The following is a 17,397-nucleotide window of genomic DNA, read 5'->3' on the forward strand; positions in this document are numbered from 1 at the left end:
TCACTTCTCCTGCTTTTGCAGTATGACGTGAGCGGCAATGAGGTAGGCGACGGCAAACGCTGCAAGAACGACCGCATTGGACCACAGATCGGAAAACCCGAGTCCCTTGGTGAAGGTGCCGACGCTGATCGGCTGAAACCAGGCGGCTGGAAAACCGAGGCCGATCGCCCGTCCCGCGCCGGTGAGGGACGACACGGGCACGAGGAGACCCGAAAAGTTCACCGTGGGGATCATGGCGATAACCGTGGTTGCAAAGACTGCTGCGACCTGCGTCCGGGTGATCACAGAGACCAGTTGCCCGAAACCGCACGTTGACAAAAGATAGACGAACGCTCCCAGCACCAGAGCCGCGAAAGAGCCCTTCACCGGCACGTGGAAAATGAAAATCGCCATCAGCAGCATAAGGAAGAATGTCAGCATTCCGACGACGACATAGGGGGCCTGCTTGCCCGTGAGGAATTCAAGTTTGCTGATGGGAGTGGAGCGAAAGTTAGCCATCGATCCGGTCTCCACCTCCCGGACGACGGAAATCGACGCCATGATCGCCGGGATCATGATCAACATGATCACGACGACGGTCGGAACCATGGAGAAGATGCTCTTGAAAGCTTGGTTGTAGCGGAAGCGGTTTTCGATATTCACACTCCCGGCATAGACGTTCGATACCGGATTGGGGCCGAGGCGCTCGACGACGAGATCCTGCATGTAACGCTGCAGCAAGCCGCTGACGTAGCCTCTGATCGTCTCACCACGGAACGGCATGGAGCCGTCAACCCAGAAGGCGGCCTCAGGCGAACGCAGGTTCGCCAGATCCCGGCCGTAGCCGGCTGGAATTTCAACAGCGACAGCCAGCTCTCCGCTCCGCATGCGCCGCTCCAGTTCCTCTGCTGAGCCGATCGGACGTTGTTCGGAGAAATAATGCGAGCCCGAGAAGCTTTCGAGCAACCGGCGGCTCTCCGGCGTCTGGTCCTGGTCGAAGGCCGCGTATTTCAGATTCTCGACATCGAACGTGATGCCGTAACCGCAGGCCAGCATCAAAATCACCGGGCCGATGAACGCGAATGCGATCCGGAAGGGATCGCGCAGGAGCTCCGCGGTCTCGCGCCGGGCATAGGCCCATAGTCGTCCGGGATCGAAGCGCTTGGAAGTGCGCGATGCAGCGGATATCCCGGGCGATGCCGCGGGTTTCTCCGGCGATGCCTCCGACTGGAGTGGCGCGGCCTTCTTTTCCTTCTCGGCTCCGCCTGCTTCTTCCAGATAGGAGATGAAGGCATCTTCGAGAGATGCGCAGCCGCGCTCCTTGACGAGCTCCCTGGGGGTGCCGACGGCGAGCACCTTGCCCGCATGCATCAGCGAGATGCGGTCGCAGCGCTCCGCCTCGTTCATGAAGTGGGTCGAGAGAAAGATGGTGACGCCGTCGTTGCGCGAGAGATCGATCAGTGCGCGCCAGAACTGGTCGCGCGCGACCGGATCGACCCCCGACGTCGGCTCGTCCAGAATAAGCATAAGCGGCCGGTGCAAGACAGCGACGGCAAGTTGCAACCTCTGCTTCACGCCAAGCGGCAGGCTCTCCGGCTTGGCGTCGGCAACAGCTTTGAGATCATATCCTTCCAATAATTCCTGGATACGACTTTCGATCTCATTTGCGGGGAGGTGGTAAAGATCCGCATGCAGCTCAAGGTTCTGCCGCAAGGTAAGCTCGCTATAGAGGGAGAAAGCCTGCGACATGTAACCGACGTTCTGACGTGCCTCCATGTCGTCGGCGGCCATTGGCTTGCCGAACAATTTCGCCGAGCCTTCGGTGACCGGCAGGAGCCCCGTCATCATTTTCATCGTCGTCGTTTTTCCGCAGCCGTTCGAGCCGAGGAAGCCGAAAATCTCACCGCGTCCGATACGAAAGCTCACGTGATCGACGGCGACGAAATCGCCGAACCGGCGCGTCAGCCCTTCGGCCTCGATTGCCGGCGTCTTGTCATCGCTTTCGGCGCGTGGCCGCACGATGACCTCCTGATGCTGGCTGCGCTTTTCCGGCGGAAGCAGCGCGATGAAGGCGTCGTCGAGGGTGGTCTTTTGCGCCCGCTCGAGGATCTCCTGCGGGGTGCCCTGCGCAATGACCTTGCCGTCGTCCATTCCCGCGAGCCAATCGAACCGCCTGGCCTCGTCCATGTACGCGGTTGCGACGATCACGCTCATTTCCGGCCGTCGCGCGCGGATCGAATCGATCAGCTCCCAGAACTGCCGGCGTGAGAGCGGATCAACGCCCGTGGTCGGCTCGTCGAGAATGAGCAGATCAGGATCGTGCATCAGCGAGCAGCACAGGCTGACCTTCTGCTTCATTCCGCCCGAGAGCTTGCCGCATGGCCGATTCGGAAACGGGTCGAGCCCGGTGGCTTTCAGAAGCTCGTCGATGCGCGCGCGCCGCTCGGCCGCGCCCTGTCCGAACAAACGGCCGAAGAAGTCGATGTTGTCGTACACGCTCAGCGTCGGATAGAGATTGCGGCCAAGCCCCTGGGGCATGTAGGCAATGCGGCCGTAGCTTGCCCGGCGATGGTGCTCGTCCGCCATGTCTCCGCCGAGCGCCGTGACCTTGCCGGTTTGAATCTTGCGCACGCCGGAGATCAGCGCGAGCAAAGTGGACTTGCCGACGCCGTCGGGCCCGATCAGCCCCGCCATGCGCTTCGCGGGAATATTAAGGGTCAGGTCGTTGAGCGCGAACGTTTTGCCGTAGCGGTGGGTGATGCGTTCGATGCTGGCGACGGCTGCATTGGTCATTGAGGAAGTTTCACTTGAAGCTCTTTAGGCCAAGGGATTTTGGGATCAATGCGCACGAAGCCGAGGCCGCGGACGCCCGTCTTCACAGCACGATGGTATTTATCCAGCACTGCAGGGTCACCCTGGAGTTTCACGCGGAACATCAGCTTCTCCCGCTCCTCGGTCGTCTCAACGCTCTTGGGCGTGAACTGGGCCTCAGTCGCCACGAAGCTAATGGTGTTCGGGAGGACGTATTGCGGAACAGGATCGAGGATGGTGCGCGCCTCGTCGCCAATTGTGAGCCTCCCGGCCACATCCGCGGGGAGATAGATCGTCATGTAGATGTCTTTGAGATCGAGGATGGTCAGGACGCGCTGTCCCGCGGCAATCACCTCGCCAGCGCGGGCTAGCCGATATTGCACGCGTCCGCTCCGAGGCGAGATAAGCACGAGGTCCGCAAGGATGGCTTGCAATCGGTCGGCATCAGCTTCGTACGATTTGATCGACGCCTGGGCCCCATCACGCTTCGCGTGGGCTGAAGTAAGCGCTGCCTGAGCCGAGTCCAACTTGTTGCGGCGCTGGTCAAATACTTGCTGCGTCATCCATCCTTGCTTGACTAGCGTTTTTCCACGATCGTAATCGTTCCTGGCGAAGGTCAAATCGCTCTCGCGCTGCGCGATTTCCGCGACGGCTGCCGCTAGATCCTCCTTGGCTTTGAGAATTTGCTCTTGCGCCCCGCGCAGCTGGGCCTCGGTTTCGGGCGACGAGATGGTGCCGACCACCTGCCCAGCCCTGACCTCGTCGCCTTCATCCACGACAAGTGTCGCCAGACGGCCAGGGTATTTTGCTGCGACGTCAACCTCGGTCGCTTCGATGCGGCCATTCGACTTCACGATGCCTTCCGGCATATCGCGGCCGCGCAATCGTGCAATCAGGGTCTCCAGTTGCGTTCGAGCCCGTTCGATCGGGTCAGGCTGCGCGGATTGAGCGAGTGCGGTGCCCATGATCAGCGCGCTGAGCGAATATCCATGTGTGCCGCCGCTGATGATGAGGATGGCAATAAAAGAAAGAGCGGCCCGAACACGCATCGGCCTGGGCGCGCAGCCGCTCCTGGCTCCATCCGACGATGAGGTTGTCAGCATCGACATAGATGCTCTCTCCAGCGATATTCTCGAGCGGATTCTTGAGGACCGCCGAAGCTATCTCATGCCTATGGCGCTTTATCCGTGGGCTCTGTTCTGAGCGCGTCCTCAAGCCCTTTGAATAATCGGTCCGCGCCATAGCCTGAGGCAGGCACCGCTCATGCCTAATTCAGTGTCTTATTCCGGCAGCATCCGTGTTTGGCGAAGTCGAACCCAGACTCGTTACCCAGCAGAGGGAGGACCTGATTAAGGCGACGCTGCCCTTCGGGCTTCAGCTTACCGGTCTGGGGGGCGTCGGGTCTTGGAGCGCAACGGCGGTACTGATGGCTTGCGACATGGCATCTTCCGTCGCCCTCCGAGTCGCAGAAATGCTACGGAATCGTCGAACGATCGCATGCCTCACAGTGCCAAGGGTTGATCGCTCGTGCCGGACGCAAGGCTAACAATCTGTTAACACAACGCCGCTCGGAGTTTTGACTCGCATCAATGATCAGTTATTGCCGCGTGGCATTGTAAAAACTCACGAGCCCAGCATGCCGAAGGGTCAGGCTATCGAGCTCGACAAATATCGGCGGAACTGCCGCAATGGTCGGAAGCGCTCAGTACACATTTTGGACGGATCCCGACGTCAGCTGCGAGGCTGGCGTGGTGCTCGCCAAAGTCGAAGTGCCGCCCTGCGAGTTCAGTCGTTCGCTTCGAACGCTGACGCCGACGTTGCCGCCTCAGGTGCTTCTCCTATTTCAAGTGAGCGGGAGCGGATGTTTGGCTCAGCACGATCGCTCCTGCCCGCTCTATCCTGGAGACTGGTGTCTCATAGATACCGGCGACCGCTTTGATGGCTCGAGCTTGGGCGATCTGAGCGAATACCAGATTTTGGTTCTTGAGCGGCCTTGCACCCCTGACATCCTCGCCTTGCTCGAGCAGGGAGTGGCGCGCCGATTTGATTCCAAAGCGGGTATGTCGCGAGTCCTGCGATCCACCCTGGACGAAGCCTTTCAACAGATGAATCGCTTGGGAGGCCGCAGCGGAAGATGCTTGCGGAAAGTCATAACAGCAATGACTTGGGATGCTGTACGCGAGCAGCTGGATGCGCCGGCGGCACTGGGGGTTCACGAAATCCAGTGCGCGCGACTTAAGCGCCATATCGAGGCCTGTCTGGCCGATCCGGATCTTTGCGTTGAATCTATCGCGGAGGCTTGCAGGACATCCGTACGAAGTGTTCATCGGGTTTTCGCCGCCGACGCGGCCGGCTCGGTTTGGAAGTACGTCTGGAAGAGACGACTCAGACATTGCGCGGCCGAGCTACGAGATCCCATGCAATCGCATCGCTCCATCACCGACATTTGTTTCGCCTGGGGATTTAACAGTACCTCCCATTTCAGTCGGCTTTTCAAGGAGCAGTTCGGCGTTCCTCCGAGCAGATACCGACCAGCTTCGTGGCTCGAATCTGGAAGCGCAAACAAGGACGATGTGCGTTAGACAACGCCTCGAGGATCCCGCCATCTCCCAGCTTCCGACAGGTAAGGCTGGCACACCCATCCAACATCAGGCGCGCTGAGGCATGCGAGTGCCCGGTCGCACGACTAATACGAATGTCACTTTTCGATGTGTTCCAGGCATGGAGGCAAGCCATGGCAGAGCAAAGCAGCATGCATTTCTATCTAAATTGGGCGAAAGAGCGGATCGACGAGATGGATGCCACATTGGCATCAATCGAAACCAAGGCAAGCCATCTGCAGCCCGACATCAAAGCGAAGGCCGAGAGGCTCGTGGTCGATCTGAAGCAGCGGCGCGACCAGTTTCAGGCCACTCTCAAGAAGCAGGCCGAAGCAGGCGAAGCGGCCTGGGAGCGTGCGAAGGCACAGTTGGAATCCGAATGGAGCGCCTTCGAAGCTGACGTGAAGGCTTACCTAGACAGCGTGGGGAAGCAGATCGATCAGCAGCAGGCGACCTTCGGAAACGTCGCCGCCGCGCAAATAAAGGCTTGGCAGGAGGCAGCCACCACGTTTCGGAGCGATGCAGCCAAACTGGGAGCGAACCAACGTGCCGACATCGAGGCGGCAGTTGAACAGATGAAACGCGATGCATCTGCGGCCGAAGCGCGCCTACACGAGTTCAAACGGGCAGGCAAAGAATCCTGGGCCGTGTTGAGCGCCGCTCTTGCCGAGTCGCGCAATGCTTTCGACCGCGCAAACCAGACTGCTCACGATGCGCTGAAGCGCGCTAGCGGGAGGCAAGCGTGAAGCAGGCCTCGGCCGGGGGCACTCCGGCGGTTGAATACGCCTGCCGTCGCATCGTTGCTTGAGATGTAGACCACGCGAGCCTCGGTGGGCCGGTCGTCGGTCTGTGGCCTGTAACAGCCTTGCGCAAGACCGGCGACATGGCCAGGAAGGCCGCAGTCACCGAACTGCGCCCGCATCAGAAATACGAACGGCGGACTTCCGGACGTTCCCGGTCTTACGATCTGTAGAGCGACCATCAGAACGAGACGCGACGTTCGCGCCCTTTTGATTGGCGTCCTGAGCAGCGCGATACGCATCCCGCAGCTTCTTCTCATCCTCCGGCGTCAATTTGGGAGGTTCGACAGAGATCGTCAGATTGTCGATCTTGCCGGTGAACGGGAACGGTACCTGGTAGTCTTCATCATCCACCGGCGTTCCGGTGTCGGAACCGACGTCGAACGTCTCGTCGATCTTGAGCACGCCCGTGCCGCCGCGCCCGATGCCGCTCATGTCGTTGAACGCTAAGGTGGCGAAGCCGAGCCCATCATATTTGAAGTCGAACTCGATGGTATGTTTACCTGGTGTTAGCGCCTGCGGGCCTTCCCAGTGCATGCGCTTGAGATCGAATGAAGGTCCGGCGTTAGGCGCCGGACAAGACGCCTTTGCAGTTCACAATCGATCAGATCTCACCGGGAGGGTCAGTCTGAAATTCCGGAAAGCGGGCCGGAACGGAATCTCCATTGGCGCTGTTGGGCACATTGCACGATAGCAACGGTATAACGGAGAGTTCGACCTTCTCCGACTTGGAGGCGCGTATGGCACCCGCAAAGCAACGTCCCGTCAAAAGAAGCCCTTCTCAAAAAGGCCTGACGCTCGCGTCCAATCCGACAGGCCCGCACAAGACCGCCGTTGCGAAAGGGGGTGAGATTCACCAACAGTCCACCAGCCCGGACGTTTATCTTACGACCCAGCAAGGCATCCCGGTTGCGGACGACCAGAATTCGCTGAGGGCCGGTAGCCGCGGTCCGACACTTCTTGAAGACTTCCATTTTCGGGAAAAGATCTTTCACTTTGATCATGAACGCATTCCCGAGCGCGTGGTGCACGCGCGCGGCTACGGTGCGCATGGATATTTCGAACTCACCAAATCTCTTTCGAATGTGACGCGCGCGGACCTCTTCCAGCGGGTTGGCGAGAAAACAGAAGCATTCGTTCGATTTTCGACCGTCGCCGGTAGCAAGGGATCTTTCGACTTGGCGCGCGACGTCCGCGGGTTCGCTGTCAAGCTCTATACCAAACAGGGTAACTGGGATCTCGTCGGCAACAACATTCCCGTGTTCTTCATTCAAGACGCCATCAAGTTTCCCGATGTCATTCATGCCGTGAAGCCCGAGCCGGACCGGGGGTTTCCACAAGCCCAATCGGCGCACGATACGTTCTGGGATTTCATCTCGCTGACCCCGGAAAGCATGCACATGATCATGTGGGTCATGTCTGACAGGGCTATTCCGCGATCATTCAGGTTCATGGAAGGCTTTGGTGTGCATACGTTCCGCTTTCTCGATGAAAAGGGGCGATCTACCTTCGTCAAGTTCCATTGGAAGCCGAAACTCGGTTTGCAATCCGTCATGTGGAACGAAGCCGTCAAAATCAACGGCGCGGATCCCGACTTTCACCGGCGCGATCTCTGGGACGCGATTACGAGCGGCAATTTTCCGGAATGGGAGCTTGGTGTTCAGCTATTCGACCAAAAATTCGCGGACAAGTTTGCATTCGACGTTCTCGACGCCACAAAGCTCATTCCGGAGGAAGTGCTTCCGGTGCAAATCGTCGGCCGTCTCGTCTTGGATCGGGTCGTCGACAATTTCTTTGCCGAGACGGAGCAGGTCGCGTTCTGCACCCAGAACATTCCGCCCGGCATCGACTTCAGCGACGACCCGTTGCTGCAAGGGCGCAACTTTTCCTATCTCGATACGCAATTGAAGCGTTTGGGCAGCCCAAACTTCACTCATATCCCCGTCAACGCACCGCGCTGTCCGTTTGCCCATTTCCAGCAAGACGGTCACATGGCGATGCATAATCCAAAAGGGCGCGCCAACTATGAGCCGAACAGCTGGGGCGATGAAGGCGGACCGCGCGAAACTCCATCGTTGGGATTTCGGTGTTTCGCCGAGCCGGTCGATGGTCCGAAGCAGCGGTTACGGCCGGAAAGTTTTGCCGATCACTATAGCCAAGCGCGCATGTTCTATCGGAGCCAGACTGTACCCGAGCAGAAGCATATCGCCGACGCGGTGGTATTCGAGTTGAGTAAGGTCGAGCACCCGCATATTCGCGAGCGAATGGTCGCGCATCTTCTGACCATCGATAAAGCCCTGGGTCGAAAAGTCGGAGAAGGCCTCGGATTGGATCTTCCCGATCCTGCGGTTCCCGCAAAGAAGCCGATCGATGCCGGAACGTCCGAAGCTTTGAGCATCGTGGCACGCGGGCCCGGCACGTTCGCCGGCCGGAAGCTCGGCATCCTTGCAACGTCCGGTGCCGACGCGAAGACGTTCAAGGCGCTCGTTAGTGCCGTCGAAAAGGCAGGAGGGGTATGCGAATTGGTGGCTCCGAAGATTGCAGGCATCACTCTTTCCGACGGGACCGAGTTCGCCGCCAAGCAGAAGATAGATGGCGGGCCCTCGGTTCTCTTCGATGCGGTCGCTATTCTAACGAGCGAGGACGGCATCGAGCCGCTGCTAAAGGATGCGCCGAGCCAGGATTTCGTGCGCGACGCCTTTGCACACTGCAAGTTCATCGCATTCACGTCTGACGCGAAACCGCTGCTGGAGACGTGCGGTATAACCGACGACGATCTCGATGACGGATGCATAGAGCTGACGCCGACGAATGCGGCGGCATTCGTCAAGGCTTGCGGCAAGCTTCGGATATGGGATCGCGAGGCCCGCGTCGACCTCGACGCGTAGCCAAACGCGCCAGATCACTATGAAGCTTTACGGACCCTCGGCCGCGCAAAGCGGAAAAGGCAGCCGGGCCGTACATAGGCGCGATGTTAACGCTAGGTCGGAGACGACGCGCCTGCTGCATCCATGAGCACACTCCCTGGTATCGCCTGGCCCTGGTATCGCCTAGCGCGCAACGGATGTTCTCAGCCTCGCAACCGATTGCCGGGGATGTGCGTTGCAATGCTGGCTACATAGCGAGGATGGCAGCGTCAGCTCGGGGGCCATCCATTCACGCGACAACTTGGAAATCAGGCGGCAATGACAGTCATGGACAAGCCATCCCCGTCGTTAGAACTGCCCACGCACGGGGCCGCCACTTTGCCCAGCGTGACGGTCGACAGTTACAATATCGAAGTGCGCGATGACGACGGGTTCGTCGGCGACAAAGCGAGCAAAGGCGCATTTTGGGAGATCGTCGAGAAATGGCGTAAGGCCCTGCGGAAGGCCGGCGAAGACCCGTTCGGAAAAACGGCCACGGAAGAGCTGTCGAAGAAGCAGCTGGTCGAAGAACTGGAAAAGGGTGATCCGGAAGCTGCCGGCCTCGTCCAAAGTGCGGTCGAAGAATTCTCTCAGCAGTTCGCCCATGTCATCCGGCGGTTTCTTCGGACCAAAGAATGGCGAGATACCGAAGCAATCGTCATTGGTGGCGGGTTTCGCGGCAGCCGGCTGGGAGAGCTTGTGGCGGGCCGGACGGGGCTGCTTCTCAAGGCCGAGAAAATCAATGTCGACCTTGAAATGATTCACAACGATCCCGATGATGCCGGTCTTATCGGCGCGGCCCACTTGCTGCCGCCCTGGATGCTCAAGGGACACGATACGATGCTTGCCGTCGATATCGGCGGCACCAACATACGCGTCGGCACGGTCGAATTGAACATCGGGAAATCACGCGACCTCGTTAAAGCCAAAGTGGCGAACTCAGAGATCTGGTGTCATGCGAAGGACGAGACCGACCGGTCGGGCGCGGTCGCCCGATTGGTGAAGATGCTCGAGGAGCAAATTCGCTGGAACGACAAAGAGAAGCTCGCGTTGGCGCCCGTTATCGGCATTGGCTGTCCAGGCATCATCCGTGAGGATGGCTCGATCGATCGCGGCGGCCAGAATCTTCCCGGCAATTGGGAAAGCAGCAGCTTCCATCTTCCCGGGAGCATCAAGGAAAAGATTGGCAAGATCGGCGGAGCTGAAGCGATGATCGTCATGCATAATGACGCCGTCGTTCAGGGATTGAGCGAATTGCCCCATATGCAAGATCGGAAACATTGGGCTGTTCTGACGATCGGAACGGGTCTCGGCAATGCGCGGTTCACCAACCGCGACGTGAAGAAAGCAAAATAGGGGTCGCCCCGCGGCCTTGATACGATCTCGTTTGAAGCGAAAGACTATGCCTCGGCAATTTTACAGTTGAGGGTGAGTGATGGCCGATATTGTAATCGTCAATCCGCGCTTCAACACATCGTTCTGGGGCATGGAGAAATGTATGGGGCTGCTTGGCAAGCGAGCCAATCTCCCGGTCGCCTGCCTCCCCTTGCTCGCGGCGCTCGTTCCGAAGCACCATGACGTGACAATTATCGACGAGAACGTCGAAGACATCGACTTCGCTCGTCTCGGACGGGCCGACATGGTGTGCGTCACGGGCATGACCGTCCAGGGAACCCGGATGCGGGAAATTCTACAGGAGGTTCGAGCGCGCGGTGCCTTCACTGTCGTTGGCGGCCCTATGGCCACCGTGGAGCCGGAAGAACTCGAGGATCTCGCTGATGTCATGTTCATCGGCGAAGCTGACCTTACCTGGCCGCTGTTCATCAAAGAGTGGGAAGCCGGCCGCCACGCATGCCGCTACGAGCAACACGATAAGACCGACATGACGACCTTGCCGCCGCCCCGGCTCGATCTCCTCAAATCACAATACTACATGTTCGGAAGCATGCAGATCTCTCGTGGGTGCCCGTTCACCTGCGAGTTTTGCGACATCATCGTTACCTTTGGGCGAAAGCCGCGTTTGAAATCCACTCAGCAGGTGCTGGCGGAACTCGACGCTTACTATCGCGAAGGCATCAAAATCGTCTTCGTCGTGGACGACAATTTGATCGGCAATAAGAAGGCCATCAAGCCGACATTGCGCGAGATCGCTAAATGGCAGGAAGACCATGCCTATGCGCTCACCCTCTTCACCGAAGCATCATTGGACCTTGCTGAAGACGACGAGTTGATGAGCCTTATGGGGCGGGCCGGTTTTCAAAGTGTATTCATTGGCATTGAAAGTCCTGACGAGGCGTCTCTCAAAGAAACAAAGAAACTTCAGAACGTGCGTGAAAGAGCGGGCACGCTCATTGAACGTGTCAAACGCATTCAAGACAGCGGGATTGACGTCTGGTGCGGGATGATCGTCGGATTTGATAACGACAAGCCGGCGGCTTTCGATGTTCTTCCGGGATTTCTAGCCGAAGCGCGAATCGCGAACGCCCTCATCGGTTTGCTACATGCGATTCCGACTACGCCGCTCTTCGATCGCCTGAAATCCGCGGGCCGATTGAATGACGCCGCAGGCAGCGAGACTTTCGGCACCAACGTCATTCCACTCGGGATGTCGCCGGGCATGTTGCGCGACGGTTTGGTCAGAGTGACGGAGAATTCCTATTCGGCGGACGCATACTTCCAGCGGCTCGATGCTCTGTTCGTCGACGGTGGCTTCAAATTCGCCGCGCACCGGCTCCCGTATTGGCAGAGCCATCGGTTGGCGTGGGCAAAAAGCTGTTTCGAGAATTACGTCATGTTCCTTGTGCTGGCGAGCCGTCTTGTTCGCCGCGTCGAGGACAGAAGCTTGGCGCGCCGTTATCGCACGCAGCTTTTCCGTGCCTTTCGCGCCCGCAAGTTTGAGCCTCAATTGCTCTTCACCTACGCGGTGAAAACGGCGATGCACTATCATTACGATGCGATCGCGAAGAGCCTTTCGGCTTCAGCCGGCGGCCCGGTTCCCGGGGCCGTGCGCTCTTTTTCGCGCGCACGCTCGCGCGACACTTCCGATCGGGTTACGACAGTCGGCAATCGGGCGCTGCATTAGGATCGCTCGGCGCTCCAAACGCCGGAGCACAGACCCGAGGGACCGGTGCCCCTCCAAGTCCCGCCGGCGCTAAATTCACCGAACCGGCCGGTTCCGTAGGCGATGCGCGGGCCAGCCACTGCATTCATCCGGGCTTGCCCGGAGTCCGAAACGCGGCCGCCCAATTGAATTGGGTAGAAAGCGAAAGATCCACTCGTCGAATAAATTCGGCCACCGGTTATCTCAAGTCCAATCTCGATGTAGCCGCAATGGCCGTTGGTCGTCTCGGCGACCATGCTCCAATATCCATCGTAACGGGCTGCACTTGCGGGCAGCGCCGAACAGATAATTGCGGAAGCAGCCAACAGAGCGATGTTGCTCATACGATTGCCAATCATAGGAAACCTCCTACGTGCATCAATGCGATTTGTACCAATGGCAAGGCGCGTCGCGACCCCGAACTCGGAAGCCTCTCCAAACCATCGCTGACCTCACCATTTGTTCGAACCACTAGCTGCTGCGCCTGCCGCGCAATCCAACTTGGACGCCAGAGGCCGGTTCCCTTCCCGACAAGCAAGCACGAAGGACAGCATTGGTGATTTGGAATGCGGCCGCCACCTCGGCATGGACGGAGCTAGGTTGATCACCGACGAAACGCTCTACATCGACGGCGGCTACCATATCATTGATTAGATTGCGCCGATGAGGGTCGCTGCAATTCATTCCAACGGGAGCAATTGCTGACGCTCAGCAGAATTCTTACAGTTCTGTAAACTTATAATCCCTGTGCTGAGCATTCAGTTGCTCCTCCGCAACCACATCCATTCCGAACGAAAATCGGGAAATCTTTCCACTCCCATCACGTTCTGCGTGTTTGCCAAACTGACCTGTCGAATTGTCGATTCTCGTTTGCCACAAATCGGGGAAGGCAAAGGACAGAATCGATAGCGCCACTGCGCGATGTTCTCCTGTTCGGAAGAACATACCGACAGACAGGATGGGGACGGCATGAAGTATTCCACTTTCGCCTTGGCGACTGTGGTCGCGTTGGGCGCGACGGCGAAAACCGCGGGGCCGGCGATCGCGCAAGATGCGGGAGGGGCGGCGCCCCCCACAACCGCGCCGGCGCCTTCCACATCGACGCCAGCACCTTCAGGCGGCGCCACAACGCCGGGTACGACTCTTCCTGAAGTGCAAATCATCCAGCAAAAAAAGCCGAAACCGGCCCCTACCAAACAGGTGACCAAAGCGCCAAAGAAGGCAAAACCGAGCGCCACCGAGCAAGTGAGCAAACCGCCGGCGAAAAAGCCGGCACCAGTTGCGGCCGCGGTTGCGCCACCGCCAGCTGCTCCACCGCCGTCTGGTCCGCCACCCGTCGAGCCGCCGCCGGCTGTCGAATCCGATACGGAAGGCGTATCGCAAGGCGTGCCGTACGAGGTTGCTCCCGGTCCGAGCACCGTCAAGATGTCGCCGATCAGCGGCAGTGAAATTCCGATCGAGAAAGTGCCGGGTGGCGTCAGCACCATCTCGGCTGGAGAGATCGCGCGGCTCAAGGCCGATTATGTCCCAGACGCCTTGGCTCACTACGTCCCCGGCGTGATCCTCAGCGACGTCCAAGGAAACGTCTTCCAGAACAACGTCGACTACAGAGGCTTCACTTCATCGCCGGTCGACGGCGTACCGCAAGGACTTGCCGTCTACCAGAACGGTGTCCGCATCAATGAAGCGTTCGGAGATACGGTCAACTACGACTTTCTGCCGGCCATCGCCATCAGCAGCATAACGGTCATGAGCGGCAACCCGGTCTACGGTTTGAACGCGATAGGCGGCGCGCTGACGTTCGATATGAAGGACGGATTCACCTATCAGGGTTTGGAGACGGATGCGCGCTTCGGATCCTTCGGCCGGGCGCAGGGCTCGATTCAGGACGGCATGCGATTTGGCAACTGGGCGACCTACATCGCGCTCGAAGATATTCACGACGATGGATACCGCGAATTCGGAACGTCGGATATTCGCCGGATGTATGCCGATCTCGGAGTGAGAGGCGATGGCTCCGAGTTTCATATCAACTTTACCGGCGCCGATAACACCGTCGGCGTGGCGGCGGCTTCGCCTGTCGAGTTGTTGGCGGAAGGTTGGGACAAAACGTTCTCAACCCCGCAATCGACGACCAATCAAATGGAGATGGTGTCTGTCAACGGAAAGGTAAAAGCCACCGACAACTGGGACCTTGCTGGCGTTGCCTACTATCGTCACTTCAACCAAGAGCATGTGGACGGAAACATTTCGAATGCGAGCCCTTGTCCGATCTTGCCCTCAAGTACACAGACCGGAGCATGCTTTCAGAACCTGGATGGCACCAATATCCTGCTGGGTGATACCAACGGAAATACAATCATCCTGCCGAATGACCTGACAGGTCTCGGCGAAATCGACCGGACGTCGGTCGATACGAATAGCTTCGGCGGTTCCGTTCAGGCGGTGAACAAAGAGAGGCTGTTCGATCATCACAATCAGTTCTTGGTGGGAGCCAGCATCGACCACGGCAACGTGTCGTTTCAATCCTCCGCCGAGCTTGGCTTTTTCCAACCGAATTTCGTCATAAAAGGGGGCGCCGGGTTTGTCGGGCCGTTCGGCCAGGGATGCGATCTCACTGGATCGGGAGATCCGGGCGACGGATGCACTCCGAATGGAACACCCACGTTGTCCGAGATTCGGCCAGTCAATATTTCGACGACGAACACCTACTATGGTATTTTCTTTTCCGATACTTTCGACGCGACGGACCGATTGGCACTAACCGTGGGCGGTCGATTTAATATCGCCGACCTCCGTATCCATGATGAAACCGGTCTGGCCCCGGACCTCAACAGTTCCCCGACGTATACGCACTTCAATCCAATGGCGGGTGGAACGTATAAGCTCGTCGACGGGATTTCGGTTTACGCCGGCTATTCGGAGGCCAATCGCGCTCCGGTTCCGGCAGAACTCGCCTGCGCGGATCCGAACCAACCCTGTCTTCTGCCGAGCTTCTTGACGTCCGATCCGCCGTTGAAGCAGGTCGTCTCGAATACGTGGGAGGCGGGCTTCAGGGGGGAAAACACAAATATTCTGGCGCACCAAAAGCTGACCTGGAGTCTGGGTTATTTCCGGACCACCAACAACGACGACATCACCGAGGTCGCATCGTCCATCATCGGGCGCAGCTCATTCGCCAACGCTGGGGAAACGCTGCGGCAGGGACTCGAGGCGCAGGTGAATTACTGGTCGGGACGTCTGTTCACCTATATGGGATACAATTTCGTCGACGCTACATTTCAGAACGATCTGACTCTTCCCTCGCCCTTCAACCCTGCAGCCGATGCAGATGGAAATATCTTCGTCCACCCGGGAGATCGCATACCGGGCGTGCCGGCCCACAAGTTCAAAGCCGGCTTCGACTATGGATTGACGCCGCGCTGGAGAGCGGGAGCTGACTTGATCGCCGCAAGCAATCAGATCTTCTTTGGCGATGCATCCAATCAGAACGCGCCGCTCGGCGGTTATGCAAAGGTCAACCTGCATACCTCCTACGACGTGACCAACAACATTCAGATCTACGGGCTCGTGGACAATCTCTTCGACCGGCACTACGGCGTTTACGGAACTTTTTTCGATGTTGAGGAAACCAACGATAGCGGCGCGGCGCTCGGCAGCATAACCTTTACGGATCCACGCACAATTATACCGGCTCCGCCCATCACGGCGTACGGCGGTATAAAATTCAAGTTCAACTAGGACGCCATGGCGTCCAGAGCAACAGCGTCATATGTTGAACTCGATCATACGCCGTTCCCGCTTACGGGTTCGGCCCGCCGAAGAGGGACCCAACATGCTGACCCGATATATCTTGGTCGTTGCCATGCTCTTCTCTTGTGGAGCCGAGCCGGCTTTGGCGGCGCTGAAGCCCGGCGACAAGGCGCCGATGTTCAAAGCGCATGCCTCACAAGGCGGCAAGGAGTTCACGTTCTCGCTTGCCGAGGCGCTGAAAAAGGGACCGGTAGTCGTCTATTTCTATCCGCAAGCCTTCACGTCAGGCTGCACCATCGAAGCGCACGAATTCGCGGAGGCGATGACGAAATTCAACGCCCTCGGCGCGTCGGTCATTGGCGTCAGCAACGACGACATCGCGACGCTCAATAAGTTTTCGACATCGGAATGCCGTAGCAAGTTTCCGGTCGCGGCCGATAAGGATCAGCACATCATGACGGCATACGATTCCGTGATGATGGGTTTCCTGCCGTATGCAAACCGCACATCCTACGTCATCACGCCCGATGGGCGAATATCGTACGAGTACACGTCGCTCGATCCGTCGGACCACGTGAAAAATACGCTGGCTGCAATCCAGAGCTGGAAGGCCAAGCACGAGTAGTTGCGCGCTCTCTCGTCCTTGGCTCTCAGCCGGCCTTGATCATCGAAACGCCCGCATCTTCGAGGGCATCGGCGATCGCCTGAGGCGGCTCGGATTCGGTGACGACGCGATGCACTGCTTCCAGCGGCGCAACCTTGATGAGGCCGCCACGGCCGAACTTCGAAGCGTCGGCGAGCACCGTGACGGAGCGCGATTGCGTGATCATCGCGCGCGCGACATCCGCTTCTCTCAAATCGAAATCGAGGATGCCCACCGTCTCGATCGAGCCGACGGCAAGCACTGCGTGGATGGCGTGAAACTGGCTGATCTGGTCGATGGCCATCGGGCCCAGATTCTCGGTGCTTTCAGCACGGTACTCGCCGCCGATCAGGAATGTCGAGTTGGAGGCGCCGCGCGCCGCCAGCGCCGCGATCGCCGCGGAATTGGTGATGACGGTCAGACCGCTTGCCATCGCGAGTTCTTCCGCAAACAGTAACGTCGTCGTTCCGGTGTCGACAAACAGGGTGTCGCCGGGCTCGAAGAGTTGTATGGCGCGCCGGGCGATGGCGCGCTTGGCCTCGGCATGCTCCAGGAGGCGGCCCTGAAACGATCCCTCGATGTCCGCCTCGGGAGCCCCCCGAGGCTCGGCGAGGGTCGCGCCCCCGTGAATTTTGCGAACGCGGCCGCGCTCCGCGAGGTCCGTCAGATCCCGGCGGATCGTTTCTCTTGAAGTTCCAAGGAGTTCCGCCAGCGCGTCGACGGTTACCCGCTCGCGCTCGCGAACCATCTGCTCAATCCGTTCACGCCTTATGTTAGGCCGCATTGCATTCTGCCCGTTCGGTCA

At 58.7% G+C, this 17,397-nt stretch carries 11 protein-coding genes and 2 pseudogenes; 8 read left to right on the forward strand and 5 right to left on the reverse strand.

Annotated features, from left to right (window positions below):
- Both rbbA and AACL53_RS16885 read right to left on the reverse strand, forming a co-directional pair.
- Positions 1 to 2,772: a ribosome-associated ATPase/putative transporter RbbA gene (rbbA, locus tag AACL53_RS16880; RefSeq protein WP_339085713.1), complete on the reverse strand. Its 2,772-nt coding sequence runs from the start codon at positions 2,770 to 2,772 to the stop codon at positions 1 to 3.
- Positions 2,769 to 3,755: an HlyD family efflux transporter periplasmic adaptor subunit gene (locus tag AACL53_RS16885; RefSeq protein ID WP_339085714.1), complete on the reverse strand. Its 987-nt coding sequence runs from the start codon at positions 3,753 to 3,755 to the stop codon at positions 2,769 to 2,771. The genes rbbA and AACL53_RS16885 overlap by 4 nt, the downstream gene beginning before the upstream one ends.
- On the opposite strand from AACL53_RS16885, the gene AACL53_RS16890 reads away from it, so the two are divergent.
- From AACL53_RS16890 to AACL53_RS16900, 3 genes are all read left to right on the forward strand, one after another.
- Complete coding sequence (locus AACL53_RS16890) at positions 3,754 to 3,993, forward strand: hypothetical protein (RefSeq protein WP_339085715.1); 240 nt, start codon at positions 3,754 to 3,756, stop codon at positions 3,991 to 3,993. The genes AACL53_RS16885 and AACL53_RS16890 overlap by 2 nt on opposite strands.
- A 485-nt stretch (positions 3,994 to 4,478) precedes the next feature.
- Positions 4,479 to 5,372, forward strand: a complete 894-nt coding sequence (locus tag AACL53_RS16895) for a helix-turn-helix domain-containing protein (RefSeq protein WP_339085716.1) — start codon at positions 4,479 to 4,481, stop codon at positions 5,370 to 5,372.
- Between the two features lie 152 nt (positions 5,373 to 5,524).
- Positions 5,525 to 6,136 (forward strand): hypothetical protein, encoded by a 612-nt coding sequence (locus AACL53_RS16900; protein WP_339085717.1) that lies wholly within the window; start codon positions 5,525 to 5,527, stop codon positions 6,134 to 6,136.
- Between the two features lie 156 nt (positions 6,137 to 6,292).
- On the opposite strand, the pseudogene AACL53_RS16905 reads toward AACL53_RS16900, so the two are convergent.
- Positions 6,293 to 6,739 (reverse strand): annotated as a pseudogene (locus AACL53_RS16905) (hypothetical protein); the annotation flags it as partial.
- Between the two features lie 293 nt (positions 6,740 to 7,032).
- On the opposite strand from AACL53_RS16905, the pseudogene AACL53_RS16910 reads away from it, so the two are divergent.
- The 3 genes and pseudogenes from AACL53_RS16910 to AACL53_RS16920 all read left to right on the forward strand — a co-directional run.
- A pseudogene (locus tag AACL53_RS16910) lies at positions 7,033 to 9,078 on the forward strand (catalase); the annotation flags it as partial.
- Between the two features lie 306 nt (positions 9,079 to 9,384).
- A complete protein-coding gene (locus AACL53_RS16915) occupies positions 9,385 to 10,452 on the forward strand; it encodes an ROK family protein (protein ID WP_339086969.1) in 1,068 nt (355 codons plus the stop codon).
- Positions 10,453 to 10,531: 79 nt separating this feature from the next.
- Positions 10,532 to 12,178 carry a B12-binding domain-containing radical SAM protein gene (locus tag AACL53_RS16920; protein ID WP_339085718.1) on the forward strand — a complete coding sequence of 549 codons (1,647 nt, stop codon included), beginning with the start codon at positions 10,532 to 10,534 and terminating at the stop codon, positions 12,176 to 12,178.
- Here AACL53_RS16920 and AACL53_RS16925 read toward each other — a convergent pair.
- Positions 12,175 to 12,555: a hypothetical protein gene (locus AACL53_RS16925; protein ID WP_339085719.1), complete on the reverse strand. Its 381-nt coding sequence runs from the start codon at positions 12,553 to 12,555 to the stop codon at positions 12,175 to 12,177. The genes AACL53_RS16920 and AACL53_RS16925 overlap by 4 nt on opposite strands.
- A 610-nt stretch (positions 12,556 to 13,165) precedes the next feature.
- Here AACL53_RS16925 and AACL53_RS16930 point away from each other — a divergent pair.
- Together AACL53_RS16930 and AACL53_RS16935 are read left to right on the forward strand one after the other, a co-directional pair.
- Positions 13,166 to 15,937 carry a TonB-dependent receptor gene (locus tag AACL53_RS16930; RefSeq protein WP_339085720.1) on the forward strand — a complete coding sequence of 924 codons (2,772 nt, stop codon included), beginning with the start codon at positions 13,166 to 13,168 and terminating at the stop codon, positions 15,935 to 15,937.
- Positions 15,938 to 16,031: 94 nt separating this feature from the next.
- Positions 16,032 to 16,574, forward strand: a complete 543-nt coding sequence (locus AACL53_RS16935) for a peroxiredoxin (RefSeq protein ID WP_339085721.1) — start codon at positions 16,032 to 16,034, stop codon at positions 16,572 to 16,574.
- Positions 16,575 to 16,599: 25 nt separating this feature from the next.
- Here AACL53_RS16935 and AACL53_RS16940 read toward each other — a convergent pair whose 3' ends face one another.
- A complete protein-coding gene (locus tag AACL53_RS16940; RefSeq protein WP_339085722.1) occupies positions 16,600 to 17,376 on the reverse strand; it encodes a DeoR/GlpR family DNA-binding transcription regulator in 777 nt (258 codons plus the stop codon).
- Between the last annotated feature and the right edge of the window lie 21 nt (positions 17,377 to 17,397).

This window comes from Hyphomicrobium sp. ghe19, assembly GCF_902712875.1.
Classification (GTDB): domain Bacteria; phylum Pseudomonadota; class Alphaproteobacteria; order Rhizobiales; family Hyphomicrobiaceae; genus Hyphomicrobium_B.

Coding starts and splice junctions, on each gene's coding strand:
- rbbA (WP_339085713.1), bottom strand. CDS start 2,772: ATGACCAATGCAGCCGTCGCCAGCATCGAACGCATCACCCACCGCTAC.
- AACL53_RS16940 (WP_339085722.1), bottom strand. CDS start 17,376: ATGCGGCCTAACATAAGGCGTGAACGGATTGAGCAGATGGTTCGCGAG.
- AACL53_RS16915 (WP_339086969.1), top strand. CDS start 9,385: ATGGACAAGCCATCCCCGTCGTTAGAACTGCCCACGCACGGGGCCGCC.
- AACL53_RS16900 (WP_339085717.1), top strand. CDS start 5,525: ATGGCAGAGCAAAGCAGCATGCATTTCTATCTAAATTGGGCGAAAGAG.
- AACL53_RS16935 (WP_339085721.1), top strand. CDS start 16,032: ATGCTGACCCGATATATCTTGGTCGTTGCCATGCTCTTCTCTTGTGGA.
- AACL53_RS16930 (WP_339085720.1), top strand. CDS start 13,166: ATGAAGTATTCCACTTTCGCCTTGGCGACTGTGGTCGCGTTGGGCGCG.
- AACL53_RS16895 (WP_339085716.1), top strand. CDS start 4,479: ATGGTCGGAAGCGCTCAGTACACATTTTGGACGGATCCCGACGTCAGC.
- AACL53_RS16885 (WP_339085714.1), bottom strand. CDS start 3,755: ATGGGCACCGCACTCGCTCAATCCGCGCAGCCTGACCCGATCGAACGG.
- AACL53_RS16920 (WP_339085718.1), top strand. CDS start 10,532: ATGGCCGATATTGTAATCGTCAATCCGCGCTTCAACACATCGTTCTGG.
- AACL53_RS16890 (WP_339085715.1), top strand. CDS start 3,754: ATGATCAGCGCGCTGAGCGAATATCCATGTGTGCCGCCGCTGATGATG.
- AACL53_RS16925 (WP_339085719.1), bottom strand. CDS start 12,555: ATGATTGGCAATCGTATGAGCAACATCGCTCTGTTGGCTGCTTCCGCA.